Genomic DNA, 24,502 nt, shown 5'->3' on the forward strand with positions numbered 1-24,502 from the left:
GAGGCTTCAGGAAAAATCCAGTTTGAAACCGCTCTGTTTCAGGTAATCGGCTTCCTGCATCAGATCGGCATGTGTTAAAGGGGATTCGTTCAGCCAGTTTTTCGGAAAGGTCAGCCGGATTTTGGTCTTTTCGATCGCAATCTTGAACTCCGGCAGGTCTGCATCGAAGCGGTTGCGGCGCAGCAGTACCGCGAGCCGCAAAATGATGCTCAGGTAAGGCGCCAGATCTTTCCAGGGGGGCGGCAGGGCGGCGAACAAGGAGCGGACGAATTTGCGCCGGTGCGTCCTGACCAGGGTGGCCAACAGGATTTGATCCTGTCTCGAGAACCCGGCCAGATCGCCGTTCTCGATGATGTAAGCGCTGTGTTTGTGATAGCCGCTGTGTGCGATGTCGCGGCCGATTTCGTGCAAATCGGCCGCCCAGTTCAAGTATTGGGTAATCGTATCGTTGTCGATCGGATTCTTTTCGTTGCTCAATTGCGGCAGCATATAAGCGATCGTTTGCTTGATGCGTGCCGCATGCGGCTTGTCGGTGTGGAAGCGTTTGGCCCAACTCTCCACGGTGGCGGAACGGATATCCCGATCGAATATCCGTCCCATCAGGTCCTGGATCAGTCCTTCCCGCAAGGCACCCTCGGAGACCACCATTCGATCGATGCCGAGGCTTTTGAAAGTCGCATACACGATGGCGACGCCGCCCGGAAAAACCGGCAGGCGGTTGGGGTTCAGGTCGGGCAGCTTCAAATCGTTGATGTGGTTGCAGTGCCCGATATGCGCGGCCAGTTGCTCCAATCCTTCCAGGGTAATGCCGTCATGGCTCCAGTTTTTCAGTTTCAGCACTTTGTCGATCGCACGCAATGTTCCCGAGGCGCCGATCGCCTTGTCCCATTTATTCCGGCGGAATGTTTGCTGGAACGGTTCCAGTTGCTGTTCGGCGAACAACACTGCTTGGCCAAAGGCGTTTTTGGAGAGTTTGCCGCCTTTGAAGAATTGATTGCTGAGCGTTACGCAACCCATGTGCAGGCTTTCTTTTTCGCAGGGAGAATCGCCGGTTCCAAGGATATATTCGGTGCTGCCGCCGCCGATATCCATCACCAGCCGGGTGTTGTCGTCGCTTCCCAGGCTGTAGGAAACCCCCAAATAGATCAGGCGGGCTTCTTCGATTCCGGAAATGATGTCGATCGGGTGGTTGAGCGCCTTTTCGGCTTTGCTCAGGAACTCCTGCGCATTATTCGCAATCCGCAACGTATTCGTGCCGACCGCGCGCACGCTGCCGGGCGGAAAATGACGTACCCGTTGGCCGAACCGTTCGAGGCAGGCGAGGGCTCGGGCCTGGGTTTCGGCATCGATCTCATCGTTTTTGTCCAAGCCGGAGGCCAGTCTGACCATTTCGCGTATCCGGTCCTGGATTTGCAGTTTGCCGTCCCTGAGGGTGCAGACGATCATATGAAAGCTGTTGGAGCCGAGATCGACGGCGGCAACGATTTCGGGTAGTTTTTTTGGCACGGTTGATCCGGTTAAAGCAACAGAATGGTTTTAATTCTGATAAAATTGGATGGTTTTTTGCTTGTGGTTTTGTTTGGCCGAAATTGTTTCGCCGCTTAATTTAACTGATTTGAAGGATTTCGTTAAGCAAATAGTTTTTTATGAATGCATTATCTCTACGTAATCTCCGGAAAACCTACAGCAACGGGTTCGAGGCCCTGAAGGGTATTGATCTGGATGTCGAAGCGGGCGACTTTTTTGCGCTGCTGGGGCCGAACGGCGCAGGCAAGTCCACCGTAATCGGGATTATCTGTTCGCTGGTCAATGCAAGCAGCGGAACGATGACGGTCTTCGGACACGATGTGCGGAGGGAAAGGAACAAGGCGAAAAACTGCATCGGCGTGGTGCCGCAGGAAATCAACTTCAACCAGTTCGAAACGGTCGGGAGCATTCTGCTCAATCAGGCCGGTTATTATGGGGTGCCGCGCAAACTGGCGCTGCAGCGATCGGAAAAATGCCTGAAGCAGATGGAGCTTTGGGACATGCGCGATACCGTCTCGCGGCGTCTGTCCGGCGGCATGAAGCGCCGGGTGATGATCGCGCGGGCGATGATGCATGAGCCGAAACTGCTGATTCTGGACGAGCCGACGGCCGGCGTCGATATCGAGATTCGCCGCTCGATGTGGAATCTGATGCGCGAGGTCAACGGGCAGGGCACGACGATCATCTTGACCACCCACTATCTGGAAGAAGCGGAAAGCCTGTGCCGGAACATCGCCATCATCGATCAGGGCCGAATTGTCGAACATTCCGATATGAAGAGTCTTTTAGCGCGTCTGAACATCGATCATTTTCTGCTCGACCTGGCCGATCCGGTCGCAGCGGCGCCCGTGATCGAGGGGGTGCACATCGAACGGGCGTCCGATCGGGTCCTGGATGTCAGCGTGCCAAAAACGTTCGGGCTTAACCAGTTGTTCAGCCGGTTGAGCGAGCAGGGGATCAAGGTGATCAGTCTGAGGAACAAGTCCAACCGGCTGGAACAGCTATTTCTGGACCTGATCGACGCAAAAGCGTCGGGAGCCGCCCGATGAATTCCGGCGTTGCTTTTCGCACGATTGCCGTTAAGGAAATCCACCGGTTTTTCCGGATCTGGCCGCAGACGCTGTTGCCGCCGGCAATCACCACCGCCCTGTATTTCCTGATTTTCGGCAAGTTGATCGGTGCCAGGATCGGCACGGTGGGCGGAGCGAACTATCTCGACTATATCGTGCCGGGCATTATCCTGATGTCGGTGATCAGCCATTCGTATTCGAACGTGGTATCGTCCTTTTATTCGACCAAATTTCAGCGCCATATCGAGGAACTTCTGGTCGCGCCGGTGCCGAACTGGGTGATTCTGGGCGGTTATGTGACCGGAGGGATCGTGCGCGGACTGGCGGTCGGCGGCGTGGTCGCGCTGATTTCGCTGATATTTGCGCCGGTCAGTGTCCATCATGCGGGAATCTGCCTGTCGATCGCGCTGTTGACCGCGACGCTGTTTTCGCTGGCCGGATTTATCAATGCGGTGTTTGCGGAAAGCTTCGACGATATTTCGATCATCCCGAATTTTCTCCTGACGCCGCTCAGTTATCTCGGAGGCGTGTTTTTCTCTGTCGACATGCTGTCCGGCCACTGGCAAACGATCGCGATGGGGAATCCGATTCTTTACATGGTCAACGCCTTTCGTTACGGCATGATCGGAACGACCGACATCGATATCGGCCTGGCATTCGGAATGACCGGAGGGTTTGTCATCCTGCTGACTTTATTCAGCCTTTATCTGCTGCACAAAGGGGTGGGCATCAAAAATTGACGGCCGGGCGTTGGATGAAATCGCAGAGATGAACGGTTCCCTGTTTTGCGCGCAACTGCGGTTAATTTAGGGATTTGCTCATCTTTAATTTGTTTAGATGCAGGGTTTTAGGGATAATGCAGCCCAAATGACTACAGTTTTTGAGATGGGTAAGGCTTTATGGCGGAACTGATGAGAAGCGGTGTCGAGTTGATGATTGTCGGCATGGGCATCGTCTTTTTATTTTTAGCATTATTGGTCGTCGCGATCAATACGATGTCTTCGCTGATCCAGCGTTTTTTTCCAGAACCGCCTAAAGCCGCCAAAGCTGTCAACATCGAAACGGATAAAGCGACCGTCGCGGCCATTACGGCAGCCGTGCACCAATACCGAAGCAAAAACAGGTAAAAACCTGTTTGCTCAATCACTTGCTGATGGCCCGTCGAGGCTATGAAACCAACTTTTTAAGGATTCTGGAGAAGATTTAAGAATGGCGAAAGAGAAGATCAAGCCTTTGGCGATCACCGAAGTCGCGTTGCGTGATGCGCACCAGTCGATTTTTGCGACTCGGATGCGTATCGAGGACATGCTGCCGATTTGCGAAAAACTTGATCAGGTGGGCTATTGGTCGATCGAGTCCTGGGGCGGGGCGACTTTCGACGCCTGCATCCGGTATCTCGGCGAAGACCCGTGGGAAAGATTGCGCCTGTTGAAGGCCGCGATGCCGAAAACCCGCCAGCAAATGCTGTTGCGCGGGCAGAATTTGCTCGGTTACCGGCATTTCGCCGATGACGTGGTCGACAAGTTCATCGAACGCAGCGCGGTCAACGGGATCGACGTGTTCCGGATTTTCGACGCCATGAACGACATGCGCAATATCGAACACGCGGTCAGGGCGGTACTCAGAACCGACGCACACGCCCAGGGTACCATCTCTTACACGACCAGTCCCGTGCATACCCTGGATTCGTGGGTCGATCTCGGCAAGCAGATCGAAGACATGGGCGCCCACTCGATCTGCATCAAGGATATGGCCGGCCTCTTGAAACCTTACGAGGCGTTCGAACTGGTTTCACGCCTGAAAAAGAGCACTTCGCTGCCGGTCCACCTGCATTGCCATGCGACGACCGGTTTGAGCGTCCCGAGCCTGATCAAGGCGGCCGAAGCTGGCGTCGATATGGTCGATACGGCCATTTCTCCGCTCAGCATGACCTACAGCCACAGCCCGACCGAAACGATTGTGGCGAGCCTCGAAGGGACCGATCGGGAAACCGGTTTGGAGTTGGCCAGGCTCGAAGAAATCGCCGAGTACTTTCGGGATATCCGCAAAAAATACGTGCAGTTTGAAGGCAGTTTGAAAGGCGTCGATAGCCGCATTCTGATTGCCCAAGTACCGGGCGGCATGCTGACCAACATGGAAAGCCAGTTGAAAGAGCAGGGCGCCGCCGATAAATTCGATGAAGTGATGCACGAAATTCCGCGCGTGCGCGAAGACCTGGGCTTCATTCCGCTGGTCACCCCGACTTCGCAGATTGTCGGTACCCAGGCGGTACTCAACGTCATCAGCGGCGAACGCTATAAAACGATTACCAAGGAAACGGCCGGCCTTCTGAAAGGCGAATACGGAGAGACTCCGGCGCCGGTCAACAAACAACTACAGGAACGCGTGCTCGAGGGCGGGGCGCCGATCACCTGCCGGCCGGCCGATCTGATAGCCCCGGAAATGGGCAAGCTGGTCGCCGACTTAAAGGAAAAGGCCGGGAAAGAAGGCGTCAAGCTGGCCCAGAATGTCGAAGAGGACGTGTTGATCAATGCGATGTTCAACCAAGTCGGCTGGAAGTTTTTGGTCAACCGCGGCAATCCTTCCGCATTTGAAGCTCCGCCGACCGGTGAAACGGGCGGAGTGTCCGTAAAAGCCCAGGGGCAGGCCGCGCAGGCGATCGAGTCTTATGTAGTCAATGTCGATGGCCGAAACTTTAATGTGGTCGTGGGGCCGAGTGGTGCAGGCCTGACGATCGAGCCTGCCGCCCAGCCGATCGTGGTTCCGCAGCCGGGCACCGGCGGCGTGGTCATCGAAGCGCCGATGGCCGGCAACATCCTGAAGATTCTGGTCGGGCCAGGCAGTGTGGTAGCAGCCGGCGAGGTGGTCGTGATCATGGAAGCGATGAAGATGGAGACCGAAGTGCGCTCCAAATTCGCGGGCGTCGTCAGTGCCGTCCATGTCAAGGAAGGCGGAGGCGTAGCAGGCGGCGATGCCCTGATTACTTTATAAGCGTATTGGCTACCGCACAAGGGGAGTATTTTGCCGCGGGCAAACGGACAGTTGCTGTAACATCATTTCATTTCACGATCATCCATGGAAAACGTAATTTCACTTTGGCAGAGCACCGGCCTTTACAACATGAGCAGCGGCCAGGCTTTCATGATACTGGTCGGCTTCGTGCTGTTGTATCTGGCGATCAAAAAAGGATTCGAACCTTTGCTGCTCTTGCCGATCGGCTTCGGCGCGGTGCTTAGCAATATTCCGGTTGCCGGTATTTCGGAGGAGGGAGGGCTGCTTTACTATCTCTACTTCGGCATCAAGACCGGCATCTTTCCCTTGTTGATTTTCATGGGCGTCGGTGCGATGACCGATTTCGGGCCGATGATCGCGAATCCGAAAACCCTGCTGCTCGGCGCCGCTGCGCAGCTAGGCATCTTCGCGTCCTTGCTGGGCGCGTTGGCGCTGAACATCGTGCCGGGGCTCGAGTTTTCGCTTCGGGATGCGGCCGCGATCGGGATCATCGGCGGCGCCGACGGACCCACCGCGATCTATGTTGCCTCCCGGCTCGCGCCTGACTTGCTCGGGGCGATCGCGGTCGCCGCCTATTCCTACATGGCGCTGGTGCCGCTGATTCAGCCACCGATCATGCGCGCGCTGACGACCGAGGAAGAACGTAAGATCGAGATGCAGCAATTGCGCGCCGTCAGTAAGACCGAAAAAATCGTGTTTCCGCTGATGTTGTTGACGCTTTGTATTCTGGTGCTGCCTTCTGCGGCGCCGCTGGTCGGCATGTTCGCGTTGGGCAATCTGATGAATGCATGTGGCGTGGTCGAACGCTTGAGCCAGACCGCGCAGAATGAGCTGATCAATATCGTCACGATCTTTTTGGGCCTGTCGGTCGGATCGAAGCTCAGCGCGGAAGCCTTCCTGCAATACAAAACGCTCGGCATTCTGGCGCTGGGTGCGGCCGCGTTCGCGATCGGTACGGCCGGCGGCGTGATGATGGCGAAAATCATGAACCGGTTCAGCAGCACCCAGATCAATCCGTTGATCGGGGCAGCCGGAGTTTCCGCCGTACCGATGGCCGCCCGCGTTGCGAATAAATTGGGTCTGGAAAGCAATCCCCATAATTTCCTGCTGATGCACGCGATGGGGCCGAATGTGGCTGGCGTGATCGGTTCGGCGGTAGCGGCGGGCGTATTGTTGAGCCTGGTCAAATAGTTCTGGATATGTTTCTGTTTTGTTAGGATTTGGTGGCTCATAACTTTCCCCTCTCGTTCCCCCACCGAGCGCTTAGATTACCCTAAAGGGCACAAACCGCTGTAGGGTACGCTGTTTACCATTGGAGGGTAAAAAGGTATGCACTCGGCAACGGCTTCCTGCGTTGCCCCATCTCCTACATCCCTGCAGTCGTCGGCAATTGCTCTGTCCTTAGACCACCTTTTAGTGGTGGCATTGCTCCCGATCGCCTGTTCCCGACACGATCTACCTCCCCCATCCCTGGGGTCGTACCTGCTGCATGAAGGGATGGCGTGAATGCAGAGATTGCACGACTGCAGGAGGTAGGACAACGCAGGGAGCGGTTGTCGAGGAGTAAATCTCTGCCCATGCAATCGAGCGTACTTCACCGCTAAAAATAGTGATGGAGCTTTATCAGTGGGAAGTCGATTATTCCTTGGCGGATAGTTTATTGCTAGGGGTGGCTATGAGGTGTGAGCAATTGGATGGTGTTAAGCTCGACAGTGGCCAACAGGCGTATCTGTACAAGAGAGATGTCGAGGTGATTTTGTCATTGATGGAATTGGAAGAGGTTGATGAGGTGATCATCCATGATGATGTGTCCCAATCTCTGAGAAAATGGTGGTGGCGCCTCGGAAAATTGCGGCACAAAACCTATCCGGCCGATCTTTTACCCGGTCACTTGAGGGCTGTTTATCGGGAATACGCAAAAATCGATATCAAGCCGCTTTAAAGCCGCTCCGGCTTTTCCTGGTGGGGAGAAGCCGGAGAGGTCTTATGGAGAGGAATACCGGAAGGTTTGCATAAACCCACCTCCCGGTATTGGAAAACGCCTGGTATTAGTGGAGAACCTTCAGTTCGACGCGGCGGTTGTTCGCGCGGCCTTCTTCGGTATCGTTGGTATCGATAGGGTGAGTCAGGCCGTAACCGACCGGCGTCAATACTGCGTTGCTGCCGACATGTTGGCTCAGGTAATTGGCCACTGCTGCCGCACGCCGTTCGGAAAGTTTCTGGTTGTACCCGGCCGAGGCGGTATTGCTGGTATGGCCTTGTACTTCAATCGTCACCCCCGGATTATTGTTGATGACCTGGGCCGCTCTGTCCAGTTCTTCGTGGTACTCAGGCTTGATATTGCTCTTGTCATTGTCGAACTTGACGTCCACGATCCAGCAGCCGAATTGATTGATATGAGCACCTTTCAGCGTATTGGGGCACTGGTCGTTGCAATCGTTGACGCCGTCGCCGTCGCTGTCGAGCGATTCACAGCCGGGAGCCGCCACGGGGGGCGCCGGTTTCAGGAAAACATTTTTGACGAATTCCGCCATGCCGTCCGGCGTTGCGATGTTTTCCGCATCGGTGCGAAAACCGCAGCCGGCGATATCGGACAAGCTGTTCAGCAATAATTTGCCGTTCTCTTCGTGTTTGTTGCCGACCCAGACCGAGTAAACGCAAAGCCGGTCGCCGTATTGCTGTTTCAGGGCCTGTACGGCTGGAACCGGGCTGGCCTGGAGTTCGTATCCGTCGCTGAGGATCAGCAAAGCGATACGGCCCGAGGTTCCGGAGAGATCGGAAGCTGCGGCTTCGGCCGCAGCGTTCATGGGGGAGCCGCCGCTTGCGCAAGTCAGGGTATCGATTCCTGCATTGAAGGTGGATTTGGAATAAGCGGTCAGCGGCAGATTATAGAGCGTGCTGCCCCATCCGCTGCAAGGACCGAAACCGAAGCTGCGGATGCCGGAGGTCAATTTCAGGTCGGGAATGGTCTGGTTTATTCGGGAAAGAATGGTTTTTTCAACCGAAAGTTTTGCGGGCGCATGGCCGGACGTGAAGCCGGAGCCGAGATAATCTTCGCTCATCGAAGAGGAAGAATCATTAATCACGTAAAAATTGTCGGTTTTTTGTTGATACTGCCCGGAGGTCAGTAATTCATTCAGATCCCTGGCCGAAAAAGGCTCGGTCGTACTTACGGGAGTCGAAGCGCAACCGGAAAGGAATAATGCCCCCAGCGACGCGGCGGCAATGAGTGATTTATTCATTGAAAGTCTCCTTGTTACAAAACGATGAGATAAGTTATTGCGCAGTATCAGCAACAGTCCCGGATTCTAACATTGTCGATATGTTTTGAGTAGTTTATTTTGAGGCGAGTTGAACTTTTAAGATATTCTTCATACAAACTCGCCCTCTACTTTATGCCTGACGATTTTTATTTTTTTGCATCGATGAACACAATTTCGGCATGGCAAACGGCGCCTCGCCGCGTTGCCGGCCAGCCTCAATACTCTAGTAGTCAGTTATTATAAAACAAAGTTATAGAAACTATTTTTAATGTATGGCATGAATATAAGGTTTCGCTTTGGGGTAAATCATGCCCGCCATCAAATATAAAGTAAACTTGATTGAGGATGAAAAACTTTATTTGCAAACCATGGTTAGCAAAGGCAAGAGTGCCGCGCGTAGCCAAACGCGGGTGCGGATCCTGTTGAAAGCCGCGGAAGGAATGCCAGGTAAATACATCATTGCCGCATTGGATGTCTCACCGTCGATGGTCGCCGAAACTCGTCAGCGGTGCGTGGAAGAAGGTTCGGAAGCGGCGTTGAAAGATCGTTCCTGTCCCGGCCACGCCCCCAAGCTAACCGACAAACAGGCCGCGCATCTCATTGCTATTGCGTGCAGTGCGGCGCCACCCGGGCATAATCATTGGAGGTTGCGTCTGTTGGCGGACAAAGTGGTGGAATTAGCCTATGCGCCGTCATGCAGCTACGAAACTATCCGTCAGCTTTTAAAAAAACACGCTAAAACCTTGGCAAAAACCGGAATGGTGCATTCCGGAAGTCAGTGCTGATGGACCATCCAGAATGCAGCGTAATTTGTTGTACCTGCTGAACCGTTAAACCATGTTCGAGCAGCTGACTGGTTGCTTCATGCCGAAGATCATGGAATCGAAGATCTTCAATCTGTAAGAACCGGCAAGCCCGCGAGAAGTACTCTCCGATTGTGTTGCTGTTGTACGGGAAGATGTATTTTTTGCTCGTCTGAGGTTGCCGCATGATGATCTTGTACGCGCTCAACGGCAGCTTAGCCTTTTTCACTAAATCGCGCTTTTTCGGGTCCTTTAAATTTCTGACCCAAATTGTTCTATGCGCACGGTTTACGTCCGCCCACTCCAGTCTGGTAATTTCCGATTCCCGCCGCGCCGAATAGACGCAAACCACATCAATTCTGCCATGCGTCCGTCCAGTATGTTCGTGTCTTTGAAATAACGGGTGAGCTGCCATAACTCCTGTCAAATCGTTAGCGGTCATAGGGTGGACGTCGACCTTCGATAAGTCGCAACCCAGCTCCTGTGTAGGTCTGCGCATTTCGTCCGCCCGGACGGCGGAAGGTCCGCCAAATATTGATTGATTACGTCTGCCAGCGGCAGGCGGCCCTTTTTCGCGTAGACCTCTGCTTCCTACAGTTCGATTTCGCGCCTTGCCCCCCAGTCCTTAGCGATCCGTTGCCGGTCGAACGTCTTGCTCTCACGATACACGACAATTCCGCTTTTTTTGACTACAATCTCAGCTTTAAATTTAACCGTTCCGTCTGCTTTGGTGATTTTTCGTATATGCGCCATATTCAGTCCGCCTAATGCGACCGCCCGACGAAACAGGCGGACAATAAACGGACCTAATTTATACCAAAATACACCAAACAAAACTAATCATTACAATGCCATACAAATACAATCGAAAGGAGCAAGCCGATGTATGACAGGATTGATATGATCGCCGGACAAAATTGCCCGTTGCCCGTGCCGGCGCTGCATGTCACCGTTATGACGGGCCGCAAAATCTCCGGCCCCGATCTCGATATGAGCGCCTTTCTGTTAAATGCGCAGGGCCAAGTGTCCCAGGACGAGGATTTTGTTTTTTACAACCAGCCCCTTCGCGCCGATCAGGGCGTCGAGCTTGAGCCCGAGCAGAACCGTTTGACGCTGCATCTGGACCGCACCCAGCCATCCGTGCAAAAAATCGCGTTGACGATGACGATTACCGACGGGCAGGTGAAAGGCCGGAGTTTTGCAGAAGTTCAGCATGTGACCGTGCTGGTCAAGGATTTCCTGACCGGATTCGAGATTGCCGGCTTTGAGCTCGATACGGCCAAAAACCAGGAAACCGCATTGATTTTGGTCGAGTTTTACCGGCATCAGGACAACTGGAAGCTGCGCGCGGTCGGCCAGGGCTTTGTCGGAGGTTTACAGCCTTTGGCCGAATTTTACGGGGTCGATGTGAGCGAGGGCGAATCGGGTCCTGCGCCCTTGCCGGAGCCGTCGCCCCAGAAGCTCAATTTAAGCAAGATCACCCTCGACAAACGCGGCCAGTCGATCTCGCTGGAAAAAAACCGGAACGGCCTCGGTGAGATTATCGTCAATTTGAACTGGAATTCGACCCCGACCAAATCGCCGGGCCTGTTCGGCAGAAAGGCGGAAGGCATCGATCTCGATCTGGCCTGTCTTTGGGAATTTCAGGACGGCGTCCGAGGTGCCGTGCAGGCTTTAGGCGGGCACTTCGGCAATTTGCAGCAGTTTCCGTTCATCGAACTGGATCAGGATGACCGGAGCGGCCGTTCGATCGGTGGCGAAACGATGCGTATCAATGGAAATTACTGGCATGAATTCAGCCGGGTGCTGATTTTTGCATTCATTTACGAGGGCGTGCCGAACTGGTCGCATGTCGATGCGGTGATCACGATCAAGTCCCATCATCAGCCGGACATTGAAGTGCGCCTCGATAGCCACCGTAACGATCAGTTCATGTGCGCGATTGCGATGCTGGAAAATGTGAACGGCCAGTTGCGCATCACCAAACTGGTCGATTACTTTTCCGGCCACCAGCAGATGGATTATGCTTACGGCTGGGGTTTAAATTATGTGGCGGGCAGTAAATAGGGAGGTTGTTTTCTGCAGACGGAATCGTATCGGCGGGCAGGCGCTGTAAAAAAACTTCCTGCAGACAAAAAAATCGGGCGTGTTTGATTTGCCGTTATTTTAGCTGTGCCGGTGTCTTTTGGAGTATAAACAGGATATTATTTGTCAAATGAGCATTAATCGAAAGCCGTTTTATTTTATTCAAAAACCCTAATATAAGAAGGAGTTAATCCGTGAGTTTCGAAAGTTTCTTGAGTCAACTGAAAAACAAAGCCAGTGAATTAAAAACGGAAGCGTTGAAATTCAAGAACAAGGATTTTCTGAACGCTGCGATGGCCGCTTCCGCATTGATTGCGATGGCCGACGGCAGCATTACCGGTGAAGAAAAGCAAAAAATGATCAAGTTCATCGAAAGCAACGATGCCCTGTCGGTATTTACGACCAGCGATGTGATCAAGGCGTTTCAGGATTTCGTCGGCCAGCTCGAATTCGATAAGGACATCGGCGAAGCCAAGGCTTTCCAGGCCCTGGGCAAGCTCAAGTCGAATAACGAGGCGGCCCGTCTGTTGATGCGGATGATTATCGCAATCGCTTCGTCCGACGGTAATTTCGATCTGTCCGAGAAAAAAGTGGCGGTCAGGATCGCGAATGAACTCGGCGTGAGTCCGGCGGAGTTTGAACTAGTTTAAATATTACACTATGATGAAAATCAACGAGTATCTCTTCGATTAGATTGAGTCATTTGGCGTACTTCCTACAATAATAATCAACGTCACTTGTACGCGGACGTCCGATAATCCTTATTTCAGCCGGCCGCGAAGTAAAAGGATTTGCAATCCCGGCCATCGTGTTAGGGAGGGGCGGGGTATCGGTTGGAATCGACGGTTTCTCCGACTTGGAAATTCCACCAGGGATGGTACTTGCCGGTATTCATCGGGCATCAGGATGCCCGTTGATGCAGGTTAACCCATGATTATTGCCCAAGTCGAATATTGGGCGCAGGAGACGTTACCATGAAAGCAACTCTACAAAACCTGCTATTTTGGACAGCCCTTATTGTAGGTTCCCTGCTGATTTTCAATCAGATCAATTCATCCCCTGCGGTATCGGAAGATACTATCGCTTATTCGGATTTCCTCGCCAAGGTCAAGGCGAAGCAGGTCGCACGCGTCGAAATCATGGGCGACCATGTCAAGATCCGCACGAACAACGGCCAGGAATATCAAACTTACGATCCAGGCGACCCGCATATGATCGACGACCTGCTGGCCGCCGGGGTGCAGATCCGGACGATACAGCCGCCGCAACGGTCGTTCCTGATGGATATATTCATATCCTGGTTTCCGATGCTGCTGTTGATCGTCTTGTGGATCGTCTATATGAGAAGGGCGCAGGGTGGAAGCGGCGCGGGCAGTTTCGGCAAGAGCAAGGCAAAGCTGCTGGAAGAAGACAAGCGCAAAGTGATGTTTGCGGACGTGGCCGGCTGCGAGGAAGCGAAGGAAGAAGTGGTCGAACTGGTCGACTTCCTGTCCGATCCGCAGAAATTCCAGAAGCTCGGCGGCCAGATTCCGCGCGGGATTCTGATGGTGGGCCCGCCGGGCACCGGCAAGACCCTGCTGGCGCGGGCCATTGCCGGGGAGGCCGGAGTCAAGTTCTTCACCATCTCCGGCTCGGACTTCGTCGAAATGTTCGTCGGGGTCGGGGCGTCCCGGGTGCGGGACATGTTTGCGCAGGCCAAAGAGCATGCGCCCTGCATCATCTTCATCGACGAAATCGACGCGGTGGGCCGCCAGCGCGGCGGAGCCGGCTTCTCCGGCGGCAACGAAGAACGCGAACAGACCCTGAACCAATTACTGGTCGAGATGGACGGCTTCAACGGCAACGAAGGGGTGATCGTGATCGCGGCCACCAACCGCGCCGACATCCTCGACAAAGCCCTGTTGCGGCCCGGCCGTTTCGACCGCCAGGTCAACGTCGGCCTGCCCGATGTGAAAGGCCGCGAACAGATCCTGAACGTGCACATCAAAAAAGTGCCGGCCGGAGCCGACGTCGAACTCAAATACATCGCCCGCGGCACCCCGGGCTTCTCCGGGGCCGATTTGGCCAACCTGGTCAATGAAGCGGCCTTGTTCGCGGCCCGTGCCAATAAACAGGAAGTCACCATGGCCGACCTGGAGAAAGCCAAGGACAAACTGCTGATGGGGGCCGAACGCCACACCATGGTGATGACCGAAGACGACAAGCGGCTGACCGCCTACCACGAAGCCGGGCACTGCATCGTCGGGCGGCTGGTGCCCGAGCACGATCCGGTGTACAAGGTCAGCATCATGCCGCGGGGCCGGGCTTTAGGGATTACCATGTTCCTGCCCGAGCAAGACCAGTACAGCGCCAGCAAGCGCAAACTGGAAAGCCAGATCTCCAGCCTGTTCGGCGGGCGCATCGCCGAACAGATGATCTATGGCGGCGACCGGGTCACCACCGGCGCCTCCAACGACATCGAGCGGGCGACCGAACTGGCGCGCAACATGGTCAAGCGCTGGGGGTTCTCGGACAAACTCGGGCCGCAGGTGTACGGCGAAGAGAGCGGCCAGCCGTTCATGGGCTACGCCTCGCCGGGCTCCTCGTTCTCGAACGAGATCGCCCACCAGATCGATGAAGAGATCAAGGCGGTGATCGACCGCAACTACCACCGGGCCGAGCAGATCCTGACCGAGCACGTCGACATCCTGCACCAGATGGCCGAGGCGTTGATGAAATGGGAAACCATCGACAAGCGCCAGATCGACGACCTGATGGCCGGCCAGGAGCCGCGGCCGCCGCTCGACGACAGCGATGCCTCCGGCCCCACGGCTTTGCACAAACCCGATAAGGGCGACGACCGGAGCATCAATATCGGCAGGCCGGTAGGGGGACGGATATGAGGCCGGTCAAAGGGCGGCACTGAAGCGCAGTACCGGAAATTTCCCAGTGAAGGGCGGCTTCGGCCGCCCTGTTTGTTTTATAGCCTGATTGAAAAGTTTGACGATGTCATCCATCCGTAATGATGAAGACCTGCGGTGGCTCGCCGTACAGATCAAGCAATGGGGCCTGGAACTGGGCTTCCAGCAAGTCGGCATTGCCGACACCGACCTGGAGCAGGCCGAGCGGCATCTGCAGGCCTGGCTGGACGATGATTTTCACGGCGAAATGGACTACATGCACCGGCATGGGCTTAAGCGCAGCCGTCCTGCTCTTTTACAGCCGGGCACCGTGCGAATTATTTCGGTACGGATGGATTATCTTCCCGAGCCGTCGGACGCAATGCACAAAGCCCTGGCCGGCCCCGTCGAAGCGTATATTTCGAGATATGCGCTTGGTCGTGATTATCATAAACTGATCCGCAGCCGTCTGCAGAAGCTGGCCGATAAAATTCAGGTGGAAACCGGTCCGTTCGGCTACCGGGCGTTCGTCGACAGCGCTCCGGTGCTCGAAAAGGCGTTGGCGGAAAAAGCCGGACTCGGCTGGATAGGCAAGCATTCCAATTTGATCAACCGTAAAGCGGGTTCCTGGTTTTTTCTGGGGGAAATCTATACCGATCTGCCGTTGCCGATCGATCCGCCGGCCGCAATGCATTGCGGATCGTGCGCCGCTTGTTTGGACATCTGCCCGACCCGGGCGATCGTGGCGCCTTTCCGGGTCGATGCGCGCCGGTGCGTTTCTTATCTGACGATCGAACTGCACGGTTCAATTCCGGAAACCCTGCGGCCATTGATCGGCAATCGGATTTACGGCTGCGACGATTGCCAATTGATCTGCCCCTGGAACCGTTTCGCCAAATTGACCGCCGAAAACGACTTCAGGCCGAGACATCGGCTGAATGCGCGGCACTTGCTCGATGTGTTCGCTTGGGACGAACAGACCTTTTTGACCCGGACCGAAGGTTCCGCGATCAGGCGGATCGGTTACGAGCGCTGGCTCAGGAATATCGCAGTTGCCCTCGGGAATGTCCCTCACGCTCCGAAAGCGGTCGAGGCTTTAAAAGCTAGGCTGGGGCATTCGTCCGAGCTGGTCAAAGAGCATGTGCGATGGGCATTGGACAGACAATCAGCAAAGCGGGAAGAACTGGCCTGCTCGTCCGCCTTCGTAAAAGGCGCGACAAGCGATTAAAATCGTTGTCGAGTTTAGTTTTCGTGCTAATTGACCGTATGTTCCTGGCAAATCTTTTCGCTGTCTTTCTGGCTGAGTTTTTCCTGGGTCAGCCCGCAGAAGAAACCGTCGCTTTGGCGAGTGAAATATTTACAGGTTTTGCATAGACCGAATGTCTGAAATTTGTGCGCCTTTTGCAGAGCCACTAACGTATCCGAGAAGACTTTTTCCGTGTCAGTGGTATCTTCATTCAGAAATGTCGAGGCCTGTCGGAAAAATTCGGTGGACCGGGCTTCGGACAATACCGCTTCGCCTTCCTCCAGAAGGCTGAGATGCACCATGCGACGGTCATTACTGTCGGTCTTTTTTTTGATATAGCCTTTTTTTTCCAGAAGCTGCAGCGTTTGCGAAACGGTGCCGCGGGTCATGCCCAGGTAGTTGGTCAGCGCAGCAGGCGAGTCGCTGAAGCGGTTGCAGCGCGATAGATAATCCAGAACCTGAAAATGGACCGGCTGCAGCCCGAGTTCGGTGCATTTCTTCCGTTCTTCGGACCGAATCAATGCTGACATACGCTCAATGACTTCAAATATGGCTATTTTTTCCATTACGTTCATATGTACTCAAAAATTCTTGACATTGAACGGTATTATACCATACTCTATCAACATATCGAATCGATACTATATGAAAGTTACTTTATTTTAAGGGATTTTCGTAAGTTGCAAGAGCGATTCGGTTTCTTGTAAAGTCGTGCAAATTCTTCAAATTCGGATAATATCCCTCAGTAAAGCATTTTATGCGCCGGTGGCTCGCTCCACCGGTTTTTTATGGAATCACTATGCCCGTTTCTCACGTATTCGACACTTATGCAAAAAAGGCCAAAGGCGGCATCATGCATTTCGATGTGGTCATCGACGAACAGGATCCGCAAAAAGCGCTGGAATGTGCCAGAAAATGGCTCGAAAGCGTCGGTCATTCCGACGCAGTAGTTACCCAGGAGACATGCTATTTCTGCCATAGCGCCGAAGCGCCCGCCGAATTGCGCAAGCAAATCGACGAGCAGGGCTATGCGATATACAAACTGGAAGGCTGCCCGAAAGATTAGTCAACAAAGATTAGTTAACGCGGCTTTAAAGGAATTTTATCTTTAAGCTTCAGAAAACGCCGGTAGCGGCACTCGGATATTGTACCCTTTTCGACCGCCGTGCGTATCGCGCAACCTTTATCCTGTTCGTGTCGACAATCGTTAAAGCGGCAATTGCCGATATACGGGCGGAATTCCTTGTAGCCGTATGCCAGTTCGTCCGCCGTCAAATCGGCCAATCCAAAGATCGCGACACCAGGACTGTCTATCAGATTGCCGCCTTCCTTGAGATGATAAAGGGTAGCGGCGGTAGTCGTATGCCGGCCGAGTTTGGCCGACGCGGAAATCGCATTGATCTTGATTTCCTTGTCGGGAATGAATACGCGGGTCAGAGAAGACTTGCCGACCCCGGACTGCCCGGTAAAGATGCTGACTTGCCCCTGTAGCGCTTGTTTCAGTCCTTCCAGCCCCATGCCGGTTTTCGCGCTGACTTTGTAGATGGGATACCCGAGCCCGACATAAACCGCAAGCTCTCGATCCGCTTCCTCCGTCCCCGGCAAATCGGCTTTGTTCAGAACCAGCGCTACCTTGAAATTGCTGTTTTCGCAGATTGCCAGGTATTGATCGATCAGCAGGCAGTCGTAGCGCGGCTCCATCGCGAAAATCACGACGACCCTATCGATGTTGGCCGCCACCGGCCGGGTTTTACCGTTACGGGCCGGGCGCATCAACAGGGAATGCCGGGGCAGAATTTCCTCGATCCGGCCCTGGCCGGGGGCGGCTTCCGACCATAACACCTTGTCGCCCACGGCGATGGTATCCAGTTTTCTGAGCGGCTGGCAGAGAATGATTCGGCCGTTATTTTCAACCGCGATACCTTGGCCGAGATGCGCGATTGCCAGCCCTTCCTTCACCTCAGCCACTATCGAGCCGCCATTTTCGCCTCCAGATGCGCTATCCGGATTGCAGCCGGCGGATGGCTGTAGTGAAAGGCCGAATAGAGCGGGTCGGGCGTCAGCGTACTGGCGTTTTCTTCATAGAGTTTGACCAGGCCGCTGATCATTTTAGTGGCCTGGGCATGGTCGGCGGCAAAGCTGTCCGCTTCGAATTCGAACTTGCGCTGGAAAAACGCGCTGATCGGCTGCATGAAAAACGTGAACACAGGTGAAACCAGCATGAACAGCAGCAGTGCGGCCGCATTCGATTTCTGCTGTACGCCGAGACCCGTATAAAACCAGGACTGATCGATCAGCCAGCCGAGAATGCCGAGGCTGATCAGGCTCATTAGCGCAGTCGCGGCCAGCATCTTGATCACATGCTTGCATTTAAAGTGCCCCAGTTCATGGGCCAGCACCGCCTCGAGCTCTTCGTCGTCCAGCGATTTGATCAGCGTATCGAAAAACACGATCCGTTTGTTGTTGCCCAGCCCGGTGAAATAGGCGTTGCCGTGGCCGGAGCGTTTGGAGCCGTCCATCACGAAAATGCCCTGACTGCTGAAACCGCAGCGGTCCAGCAGTTTCTGGATCCGGGCTTTCAGCGCGCCTTCTTCCATCGGCGTGAATTTGTTGAATAACGGCGCGATTACCGTCGGGAACAGCCAGCTCATCAGCAGGGAGAAGCCCATCATGATCGCCCAGGCCAGAAGCCACCAATAAGCGCCGACATTTTCCATCACCCACAAAATCAGCGCCAGCAACGGCAGACCGATGATGGCGCCCAGCACCAGTTGCAGCGCATGATCCTTTAAGAACTGTTTGAGCGTGCTTTTGTTGAAACCGAATTGTTCTTCGATCACAAACGTCTGATAGAGGCTGGTAGGCAATTCCAGCAATGACATGGCCAGAAAAATCGTTGCGCTGGCCACGACACCGGCAAGGATCGGCGATTCGATAACCGATGACCAGAACGTAAACGCGAGATTTATGCCGCCGCCCAGGGTCAGCAGCAATAGCACCACCAGTCCCAGAATGCTGTCGACCTCGCCGAGTTTTCCTTTTGCAAGGGTATAGTCCGCCGCTTTTTGATGCGCAGCCAAGGGCACCGACTTGGCGAATGCAGGGGGGACTTCGGCGCGATGGGCCATCACATACGCGGCCTGGCGCCGGGACAGCCAAAATTGCAAGGAATAAGAAATCGCCAGTGCGACGATAAAAATAACGGTAAAGGTATTCATGGTCATCTGATTATAATCGGATTATTTTAAGAAATAGCCATACAGATTCGCCAATGCTACACTAATCGGAACTTTATGAACATAATGGGAGAGGTATTAAATGGCATTGGACTCGGATCGTCTTGTCTGGATAGACTTGGAGATGACGGGATTAAATCCCGATCAGGACGTGATCATCGAGATTGCGACGATCGTGACCGACAAGGATTTGACGATCTTGGCGCACGGCCCTGTGATCGCGGTGCATCAGCCCGACTCGATACTGGTCGAGATGGACGAATGGAATCAGCAGCACCACAGCCAGTCGGGCCTGATCGACCGGGTCAAGGCTTCCGAAATCGATACCGTCGAAGCCGAGCGGCAGACGCTTGAGTTTTTAAGGCAATGGCTTCCGGACAGAACCTCGCCGATGTGCGGCAACACGATAGGGCAGGACCGGCGCTTCCTGTTCCGCTACATGCCGCAGTTGGAAGCCTTCTTTCATTACCGCAGCATCGATGTATCGACTTTGAAAGAATTGGCGGCGCGCTGGGCACCGGAGATCAAGGACGGCTTCACCAAAGTTTCGGCCCATCGGGCTCTGGACGACGTCAAGGAGTCCATCGATGAACTTCAATACTACCGGGAGCATTTCATCGCTTCCCGCTTCACAGGCAAGCGCGGTTAACCACGCGAGATGAATCATTCGATCGTGATCGCGCTCGGCGGCGCGTTTGGTTCGGTAGCTTGAAGGCGACGCCCGTATCGGCAAGGCGGTCGAAACCCTGCAATCCCGGCTGCATTTCGGTCATATCGTCGGCTGGCCGACTCATGCACATTTGACCTAGATTTTTTTATTGAGAGACTGATAACCATTCACCATGTTGGACCCAAAGTTATTTAGAACCGAACTCGATTACGTGACCGAGCAGTTGGCCAGGCGCGGCTTCGCTTTCGATGCGGAAGCGTATGCGGAACTGGAAGGCCGCCGCAAGGACGTACAGGTCAGAACCCAGGACCTGCAAAACGAACGCAACAGCCGTTCGAAAACGATAGGGCAGGCCAAAGCCAAAGGCGAGGATATTCAGCCGTTAATGGACCAGGTTCAGCATCTCGGCGATCAATTGCGGCAGGCCGAGAGTGAACTTACCGAAATCCAATCGTCGATCACCGCCATGCTGGAATATATCCCGAATATTCTCGACGTCTCGGTGCCCGACGGCAAGAACGAGGACAGCAATGTCGAAATCAGCCGCTGGGGCACACTGCCTGAGTTCGATTTTACCCCGAAGGATCATGTCGATCTCGGCGCAAGGAACAAACGGATGGACTTCGAGCTCGGCGCCAAGCTGAGCGGCGCGCGCTTCGTGGTGCTGAACGGCGCGCTGGCCCGGCTGCAGCGGGCGATCATTCAGCTGATGCTCGATACGCACGCCGGCGAACACGGCTACTGCGAAACCTATGTGCCGTACCTGGTCAATGCGGACAGCCTGCGCGGCACCGGCCAGCTGCCGAAGTTCGAGACGGACTTGTTCAAGGCGGACGGCAATCCGCCGCTGTACCTGATTCCGACCGCGGAAGTGCCGGTCACCAATATCGTCCGCGACGTGATTCTCGACGCGAAAGAGCTGCCGCTGAAGCGGGTCTGCCACAGCCCGTGTTTCCGCAGCGAAGCCGGCGCCTACGGCCGCGACGTGCGCGGGATGATCCGCCAGCACCAGTTCGAAAAAGTCGAGATCGTACAGATCGTCAGGCCGGACGATTCCGCAAGGGCGCACGAAGAACTGACCCGGCATGCGGAAGTCATTCTGGAAAAACTGAATCTGCCCTACCGCCGGATGCTGCTGTGCGCCGGCGATACCGGTTTCTCGTCCGCCAAAACTTACGACCTCGAAGTCTGGCTGCCGGGACAGGGCGTTTACCGCGAAATTTCCTCGTGCAGCAATTTCAAAGACTTTCAGGCGCGGCGGCTGCAGGCACGCTGGCGCAATCCGGAAACGGGGAAGCCGGAACTCGTGCATACGCTGAACGGATCGGGACTGGCCGCCGGCAGAACGCTGATCGCAGTGCTCGAAAACTACCAGGATGCCGAAGGCCGGATCCGCATTCCGGAAGCCCTTCTGCCTTACATGGGCGGCCTGGAATACATCGAATAGCCTGAATTTATCGTACTGCGACCTTACCCGTGCCCGTACCGTCCGCCGTGACGGGCTCCGGGGCGGCATGGGCATAGTCGATACAGCGGTTCTGCTGCTTTACTTCACTCTCGAAATTGGCGATTTCCGCGATGTCACGGGGATGCGTCCGCCGGTAACGCATCCGGGCCGAGCGGATAGCTTCCAGGTGCCGTTCGATACCATTCTGCGTCAGTAGGACCCCTAAATCACGGGGTAGCGTTCGGTCCGGAACCTCCAAATCGAACAGCCGGTCCAGCACCAGATTGCCGATAGCCGGCTTGTAATGGGAGGATTCGATATAGCCGGCCATTTCTGTGCCACCCGAATCGGGCAGGTTTTCGGTGGAGATACTGTGATAGCCGCTGAAATCCCATAACGGAAAAGGCTTTTGACGCGCACGGACGGCTTCTTCCTCGTCGATCCGGACGAGTTGGCGTTTCCAGTCTTCCCAGGCGTCCCAAAGCCCGAGCGCGGCCAGCACTTCCCACTGCCGGGCATGAGAAGGCGAGATGAACAGATACAGTTTCACATGACGTCGATGCGCCAACGCGATCAGCGCGCGTATCTCCTCAAGAGGAGGCGTATGCTGGACGTTGCCGGTTTCCGAAGGCTCCGCCTCGAACCGGAATCGGCACTTCGGTCCCGGCAGATAGACGCCGCCCCACATATAGCCTTTTTCCGAATTGATCAGCGCCTGTTTGGAATATTTTTGCCGGGCCTCGGTAATCGCTTCATCGGGTGCCGGCGGGAAACGGCCTTGTTGGAACAGGGTTTTTCGGCTTGCCGCCAAAGTATCGAAGGAAAACAGTAATTTCCATTTTCTGTCTTCGGTAAAGTTGTCCGGGGTGAAATCGGGAGTAAAGGTCAGGTAAGCATTGGAAGCAAAAAAATCCAGGCCGATCACGGCCATCCGCAAAGGATTGTGTTCGGCGACGAATTTAAAGAGCGAAGCGGTCTCTGCGTTGGGCTGGGCGGGCATCGCGAGATTGACGGTTTTCAGGCCGTCGAATGCCGGATGCTTCGGGTCGAGTCCGACATGCGCACGGGATGTGCCGAGAATCAGGGCGTCCATCGGATGATGCAGGTACCCCACCATTTTGAAAATCCTGATATTTTCGGCGACGAGAGGTTTTGCTTCGTTGATATTCGGAAAACGAGGGCTTCCGAAAATCGCATAAGGATCGGCAAACCCATTAAAAGCGGCCGTCAAGATTAGCGCCAAGGCCGTCGAAGCCAGTAAATGAGTCAAATAACGGTGCATGAACGTTAAAACCGGAAGTAAAGAAATTCGCTGATTTGGGTAAAATTGAGCAGCGTATAAGCGAATGTCAGCCCCAATAGCCAGGCCTTAAGTGTTGCGGGGCTCCACTGGCAGAGCCGCTGCAGCCATCCTTGCCCATTGGCGGACACTTCGGTCAAGGCCGGCCGGTAGCGGGCGAAAATTTGCTGTAAATTTGGGAAATAGAAAGCGATTAGCAGCGAGGAGAGCAAAATCTTGAAGGCCTTTCCGGAGTCCAATTCGGTCATCGGCAGGGTGCCGATGAAGCGTACGCCCAGCGGTTTCAGCCATGCGGCGATCCCGGAGTTGGCCAATTTCCTCGAAAAGGCGCAGCCGTTCATTCCGGCCATGCCGCGCAGAATGTCGAGCGCGTCGTTCAAAGTTTCCGCCCGGAAAAACACCCAGCCTGCGACTACCGCGAAAAAAGTCAGCAATCCGGCCAGAAACTGCGCCAGTCTGCCGCCGTTTCCCCAGCCCATGCGTTGTTTGAGCCCGATCCAGGCGTGGTTGATGATCAGGTAACCGCCGTGCAGCCCTCCCCAGATCACGAACGGCCAGCCGGCGCCGTGCCAGAGCCCGCCGAGCAGCATCGTAGCCAGCAGATTCGCATGCCGGCGCAGGTTGCCCTTGCGGTTGCCGCCCAGCGGAATGTACAGGTAGTCGCGCAGGAAGCGCGACAAGGTCATGTGCCAGCGCCGCCAGAACTCGATGATACTTTTCGCCTTGTAGGGCGAATCGAAATTGACCGGCAGGCGGATATTGAACATCATCGACAGGCCGATCGCCATGTCCGAATAGGCCGAAAAATCGAAGTAAAGCTGGAATGTGTACGACAGCGCGGCAATCCAGGATTCGACCAGCATCGGCTCGCCTCCCTGATGCACCGCGTCGAATATCGGCGTCGCATATCCGGCCAGGGAGTCGGCCAGCAGGATTTTCTTCGCCAGGCCCAGGATGAAGATGCTGAGCCCGACTGCCACATGATCCGCGTTGATCCGGCAGCTGGCGCGTTCGCCGAATTGCGGCATCATTTCCTTGTGATGCAGGACCGGGCCGGCGATCAAATGCGGAAAATAGGTCACGAACAGCGTGTAATGTACGAAATCGTATTCCCTGGCCTTGCCCTGGTAGCTGTCGACCAGAAAAGCGATTTGGGTAAAAGTAAAAAACGAGATCCCTAACGGCAGCAGAATTGGCGCATTTTCCAGGCCGGCGCCGGTCAGCCGGTTCAGGTTGTCGATAAAGAAGTTGAAATACTTGAAATAACCGAGCAGTGACAGATTGAACGCAATCGCCAGAATCAACAGGCATTTCGGGCGGAGAACGGTTTGCTTGGCCATCGCGTAGCCGGCGCCGTAGTTGACCGCGATCGAACCCAGCAGCAGGCCGGTAAAGCGGAAATCCCACCAGCCGTAGAAAAAAATGGAAGCCAGGGCGAGCCAGGCCGCAGCGAGTCTGGGGCTGCGGCGCCCCAGGCCGAAATAGCCGAAAAATACGATCGGAAGATAGGCGAAAATGAAACTATACGAATTAAACAGCATGTATGGGGAAGCGCCGGGTCAGCCCTTTCGGGGTTGTTTGTACGGGAATGAAAAATCGCGGTGATTATTGGCGCCCCAGCGATTTTTTGATGTGCCGCATCGTGACATACCCCGTCAATGCCCCCCACAGCAGCATATAAATGCTCAGCAAGATCACCTCCGGCGTGAAACTATTCACATTCCGATAGTAGTCGAAAATGTCGTCGCCGAGCAGCAGCGCCAGAATGATGAAAATAGAGCTTTTAAAACGGATCACATGCTCGTAGAACACGCCGATGCCGAGTATCAGGAAGCCGGTAAAAAAACGGAGCGCGATGTGCCCCAGCATTTCGAGTGTCATCATCTCTAGCCGGAATGCGGCGTCCAGAAAATAAAGTGCAATGAGACCCAGGGATAAAATAAGGCCGATCAGTTTCATCTTGA

General features: G+C 54.8%; 24 protein-coding genes. 14 read left to right on the forward strand and 10 right to left on the reverse strand.

What is annotated here, in order from left to right; genetic code table 11:
• Positions 1 to 6 precede the first annotated feature (6 nt).
• A complete protein-coding gene (gene ppx, locus CC94_RS0117125) occupies positions 7 to 1,506 on the reverse strand; it encodes an exopolyphosphatase (protein WP_005371868.1) in 1,500 nt (499 codons plus the stop codon).
• Between the two features lie 140 nt (positions 1,507 to 1,646).
• Between ppx and CC94_RS0117130 the strand changes: the two genes are divergently transcribed.
• The 6 genes from CC94_RS0117130 (at position 1,647) to CC94_RS0117155 (ending at position 7,551) form a co-directional block, all read left to right on the forward strand.
• On the forward strand, positions 1,647 to 2,576 hold the full coding sequence (locus CC94_RS0117130) for an ABC transporter ATP-binding protein (RefSeq protein ID WP_005371870.1): 930 nt from the start codon (positions 1,647 to 1,649) through the stop codon (positions 2,574 to 2,576).
• Complete coding sequence (locus CC94_RS0117135) at positions 2,573 to 3,337, forward strand: ABC transporter permease (RefSeq protein WP_005371872.1); 765 nt, start codon at positions 2,573 to 2,575, stop codon at positions 3,335 to 3,337. The genes CC94_RS0117130 and CC94_RS0117135 overlap by 4 nt, the downstream gene beginning before the upstream one ends.
• A 159-nt stretch (positions 3,338 to 3,496) precedes the next feature.
• Positions 3,497 to 3,724, forward strand: coding sequence for an OadG family protein (locus CC94_RS0117140; protein WP_005371874.1), 228 nt, complete (start codon positions 3,497 to 3,499; stop codon positions 3,722 to 3,724).
• A gap of 82 nt (positions 3,725 to 3,806) precedes the next feature.
• A complete protein-coding gene (gene oadA, locus CC94_RS0117145) occupies positions 3,807 to 5,588 on the forward strand; it encodes a sodium-extruding oxaloacetate decarboxylase subunit alpha (protein WP_005371877.1) in 1,782 nt (593 codons plus the stop codon).
• Between the two features lie 84 nt (positions 5,589 to 5,672).
• Positions 5,673 to 6,800 carry a sodium ion-translocating decarboxylase subunit beta gene (locus tag CC94_RS0117150; RefSeq protein WP_005371878.1) on the forward strand — a complete coding sequence of 376 codons (1,128 nt, stop codon included), beginning with the start codon at positions 5,673 to 5,675 and terminating at the stop codon, positions 6,798 to 6,800.
• Between the two features lie 421 nt (positions 6,801 to 7,221).
• A complete protein-coding gene (locus CC94_RS0117155) occupies positions 7,222 to 7,551 on the forward strand; it encodes a hypothetical protein (RefSeq protein ID WP_005371880.1) in 330 nt (109 codons plus the stop codon).
• Between the two features lie 106 nt (positions 7,552 to 7,657).
• On the opposite strand, the gene CC94_RS0117160 is transcribed toward CC94_RS0117155, so the two are convergent.
• Positions 7,658 to 8,851, reverse strand: a complete 1,194-nt coding sequence (locus CC94_RS0117160) for an OmpA family protein (RefSeq protein WP_005371882.1) — start codon at positions 8,849 to 8,851, stop codon at positions 7,658 to 7,660.
• 329 nt (positions 8,852 to 9,180) lie between these two features.
• Here CC94_RS0117160 and CC94_RS0117165 point away from each other — a divergent pair, with 329 nt between their 5' ends.
• A complete protein-coding gene (locus tag CC94_RS0117165) occupies positions 9,181 to 9,657 on the forward strand; it encodes a helix-turn-helix domain-containing protein (RefSeq protein WP_005371884.1) in 477 nt (158 codons plus the stop codon).
• On the opposite strand, the gene CC94_RS23235 is transcribed toward CC94_RS0117165, so the two are convergent.
• Positions 9,608 to 10,174: a tyrosine-type recombinase/integrase gene (locus CC94_RS23235; protein WP_084675376.1), complete on the reverse strand. Its 567-nt coding sequence runs from the start codon at positions 10,172 to 10,174 to the stop codon at positions 9,608 to 9,610. The genes CC94_RS0117165 and CC94_RS23235 overlap by 50 nt on opposite strands.
• 92 nt (positions 10,175 to 10,266) lie before the next feature.
• Positions 10,267 to 10,509, reverse strand: a complete 243-nt coding sequence (locus tag CC94_RS23850; RefSeq protein WP_157203458.1) for a hypothetical protein — start codon at positions 10,507 to 10,509, stop codon at positions 10,267 to 10,269.
• 48 nt (positions 10,510 to 10,557) lie between these two features.
• Here CC94_RS23850 and CC94_RS0117175 point away from each other — a divergent pair, with 48 nt between their 5' ends.
• The 4 genes from CC94_RS0117175 to queG all read left to right on the forward strand — a co-directional run bounded on the left by CC94_RS0117175 (position 10,558) and on the right by queG (position 15,867).
• Positions 10,558 to 11,742 carry a TerD family protein gene (locus CC94_RS0117175; RefSeq protein WP_031431631.1) on the forward strand — a complete coding sequence of 395 codons (1,185 nt, stop codon included), beginning with the start codon at positions 10,558 to 10,560 and terminating at the stop codon, positions 11,740 to 11,742.
• Between the two features lie 212 nt (positions 11,743 to 11,954).
• The gene (locus CC94_RS0117180; RefSeq protein WP_005371891.1) at positions 11,955 to 12,410 is read left to right on the forward strand and encodes a tellurite resistance TerB family protein; all 456 of its coding nucleotides are present in this window, start codon (positions 11,955 to 11,957) and stop codon (positions 12,408 to 12,410) included.
• 324 nt (positions 12,411 to 12,734) lie between these two features.
• Positions 12,735 to 14,642 carry an ATP-dependent zinc metalloprotease FtsH gene (gene ftsH, locus CC94_RS0117185; protein WP_005371893.1) on the forward strand — a complete coding sequence of 636 codons (1,908 nt, stop codon included), beginning with the start codon at positions 12,735 to 12,737 and terminating at the stop codon, positions 14,640 to 14,642.
• 103 nt (positions 14,643 to 14,745) lie between these two features.
• Entirely contained in the window at positions 14,746 to 15,867 is a 1,122-nt protein-coding gene (gene queG, locus CC94_RS0117190) for a tRNA epoxyqueuosine(34) reductase QueG (RefSeq protein ID WP_005371896.1), read from the forward strand.
• Positions 15,868 to 15,893: 26 nt separating this feature from the next.
• Here the strand turns inward: queG and CC94_RS0117195 are convergent, their stop codons facing one another.
• On the reverse strand, positions 15,894 to 16,451 hold the full coding sequence (locus CC94_RS0117195) for a MarR family winged helix-turn-helix transcriptional regulator (RefSeq protein ID WP_031431633.1): 558 nt from the start codon (positions 16,449 to 16,451) through the stop codon (positions 15,894 to 15,896).
• Positions 16,452 to 16,684: 233 nt separating this feature from the next.
• Here CC94_RS0117195 and CC94_RS0117200 point away from each other — a divergent pair, with 233 nt between their 5' ends.
• Positions 16,685 to 16,951, forward strand: a complete 267-nt coding sequence (locus tag CC94_RS0117200; RefSeq protein ID WP_005371903.1) for a DUF2024 family protein — start codon at positions 16,685 to 16,687, stop codon at positions 16,949 to 16,951.
• Positions 16,952 to 16,965: 14 nt separating this feature from the next.
• On the opposite strand, the gene rsgA is transcribed toward CC94_RS0117200, so the two are convergent.
• The gene (gene rsgA / locus CC94_RS0117205) at positions 16,966 to 17,853 is read right to left on the reverse strand and encodes a ribosome small subunit-dependent GTPase A (protein ID WP_005371906.1); all 888 of its coding nucleotides are present in this window, start codon (positions 17,851 to 17,853) and stop codon (positions 16,966 to 16,968) included.
• On the reverse strand, positions 17,853 to 19,103 hold the full coding sequence (locus CC94_RS0117210) for a M48 family metallopeptidase (RefSeq protein ID WP_031431634.1): 1,251 nt from the start codon (positions 19,101 to 19,103) through the stop codon (positions 17,853 to 17,855). Before CC94_RS0117210 ends, rsgA begins: the two co-directional genes overlap by 1 nt.
• 100 nt (positions 19,104 to 19,203) lie before the next feature.
• Between CC94_RS0117210 and orn the strand changes: the two genes are divergently transcribed.
• Both orn and serS read left to right on the forward strand, forming a co-directional pair.
• A complete protein-coding gene (gene orn, locus CC94_RS0117215) occupies positions 19,204 to 19,770 on the forward strand; it encodes an oligoribonuclease (protein ID WP_005371910.1) in 567 nt (188 codons plus the stop codon).
• Between the two features lie 193 nt (positions 19,771 to 19,963).
• The gene (gene serS / locus CC94_RS0117220) at positions 19,964 to 21,238 is read left to right on the forward strand and encodes a serine--tRNA ligase (RefSeq protein WP_005371911.1); all 1,275 of its coding nucleotides are present in this window, start codon (positions 19,964 to 19,966) and stop codon (positions 21,236 to 21,238) included.
• Positions 21,239 to 21,245: 7 nt separating this feature from the next.
• On the opposite strand, the gene CC94_RS0117225 is transcribed toward serS, so the two are convergent.
• The 3 genes from CC94_RS0117225 to CC94_RS0117235 all read right to left on the reverse strand — a co-directional run bounded on the left by CC94_RS0117225 (position 21,246) and on the right by CC94_RS0117235 (position 24,497).
• Complete coding sequence (locus CC94_RS0117225; RefSeq protein WP_005371912.1) at positions 21,246 to 22,520, reverse strand: hypothetical protein; 1,275 nt, start codon at positions 22,518 to 22,520, stop codon at positions 21,246 to 21,248.
• Between the two features lie 5 nt (positions 22,521 to 22,525).
• On the reverse strand, positions 22,526 to 24,079 hold the full coding sequence (locus CC94_RS0117230; RefSeq protein WP_005371913.1) for an MBOAT family O-acyltransferase: 1,554 nt from the start codon (positions 24,077 to 24,079) through the stop codon (positions 22,526 to 22,528).
• A 64-nt stretch (positions 24,080 to 24,143) separates the two neighbouring features.
• On the reverse strand, positions 24,144 to 24,497 hold the full coding sequence (locus CC94_RS0117235; RefSeq protein ID WP_005371914.1) for a hypothetical protein: 354 nt from the start codon (positions 24,495 to 24,497) through the stop codon (positions 24,144 to 24,146).
• Positions 24,498 to 24,502: the final 5 nt, after the last annotated feature.

The sequence above is a fragment of the Methylomicrobium agile genome (genome assembly GCF_000733855.1).
GTDB lineage: Bacteria > Pseudomonadota > Gammaproteobacteria > Methylococcales > Methylomonadaceae > Methylomicrobium > Methylomicrobium agile.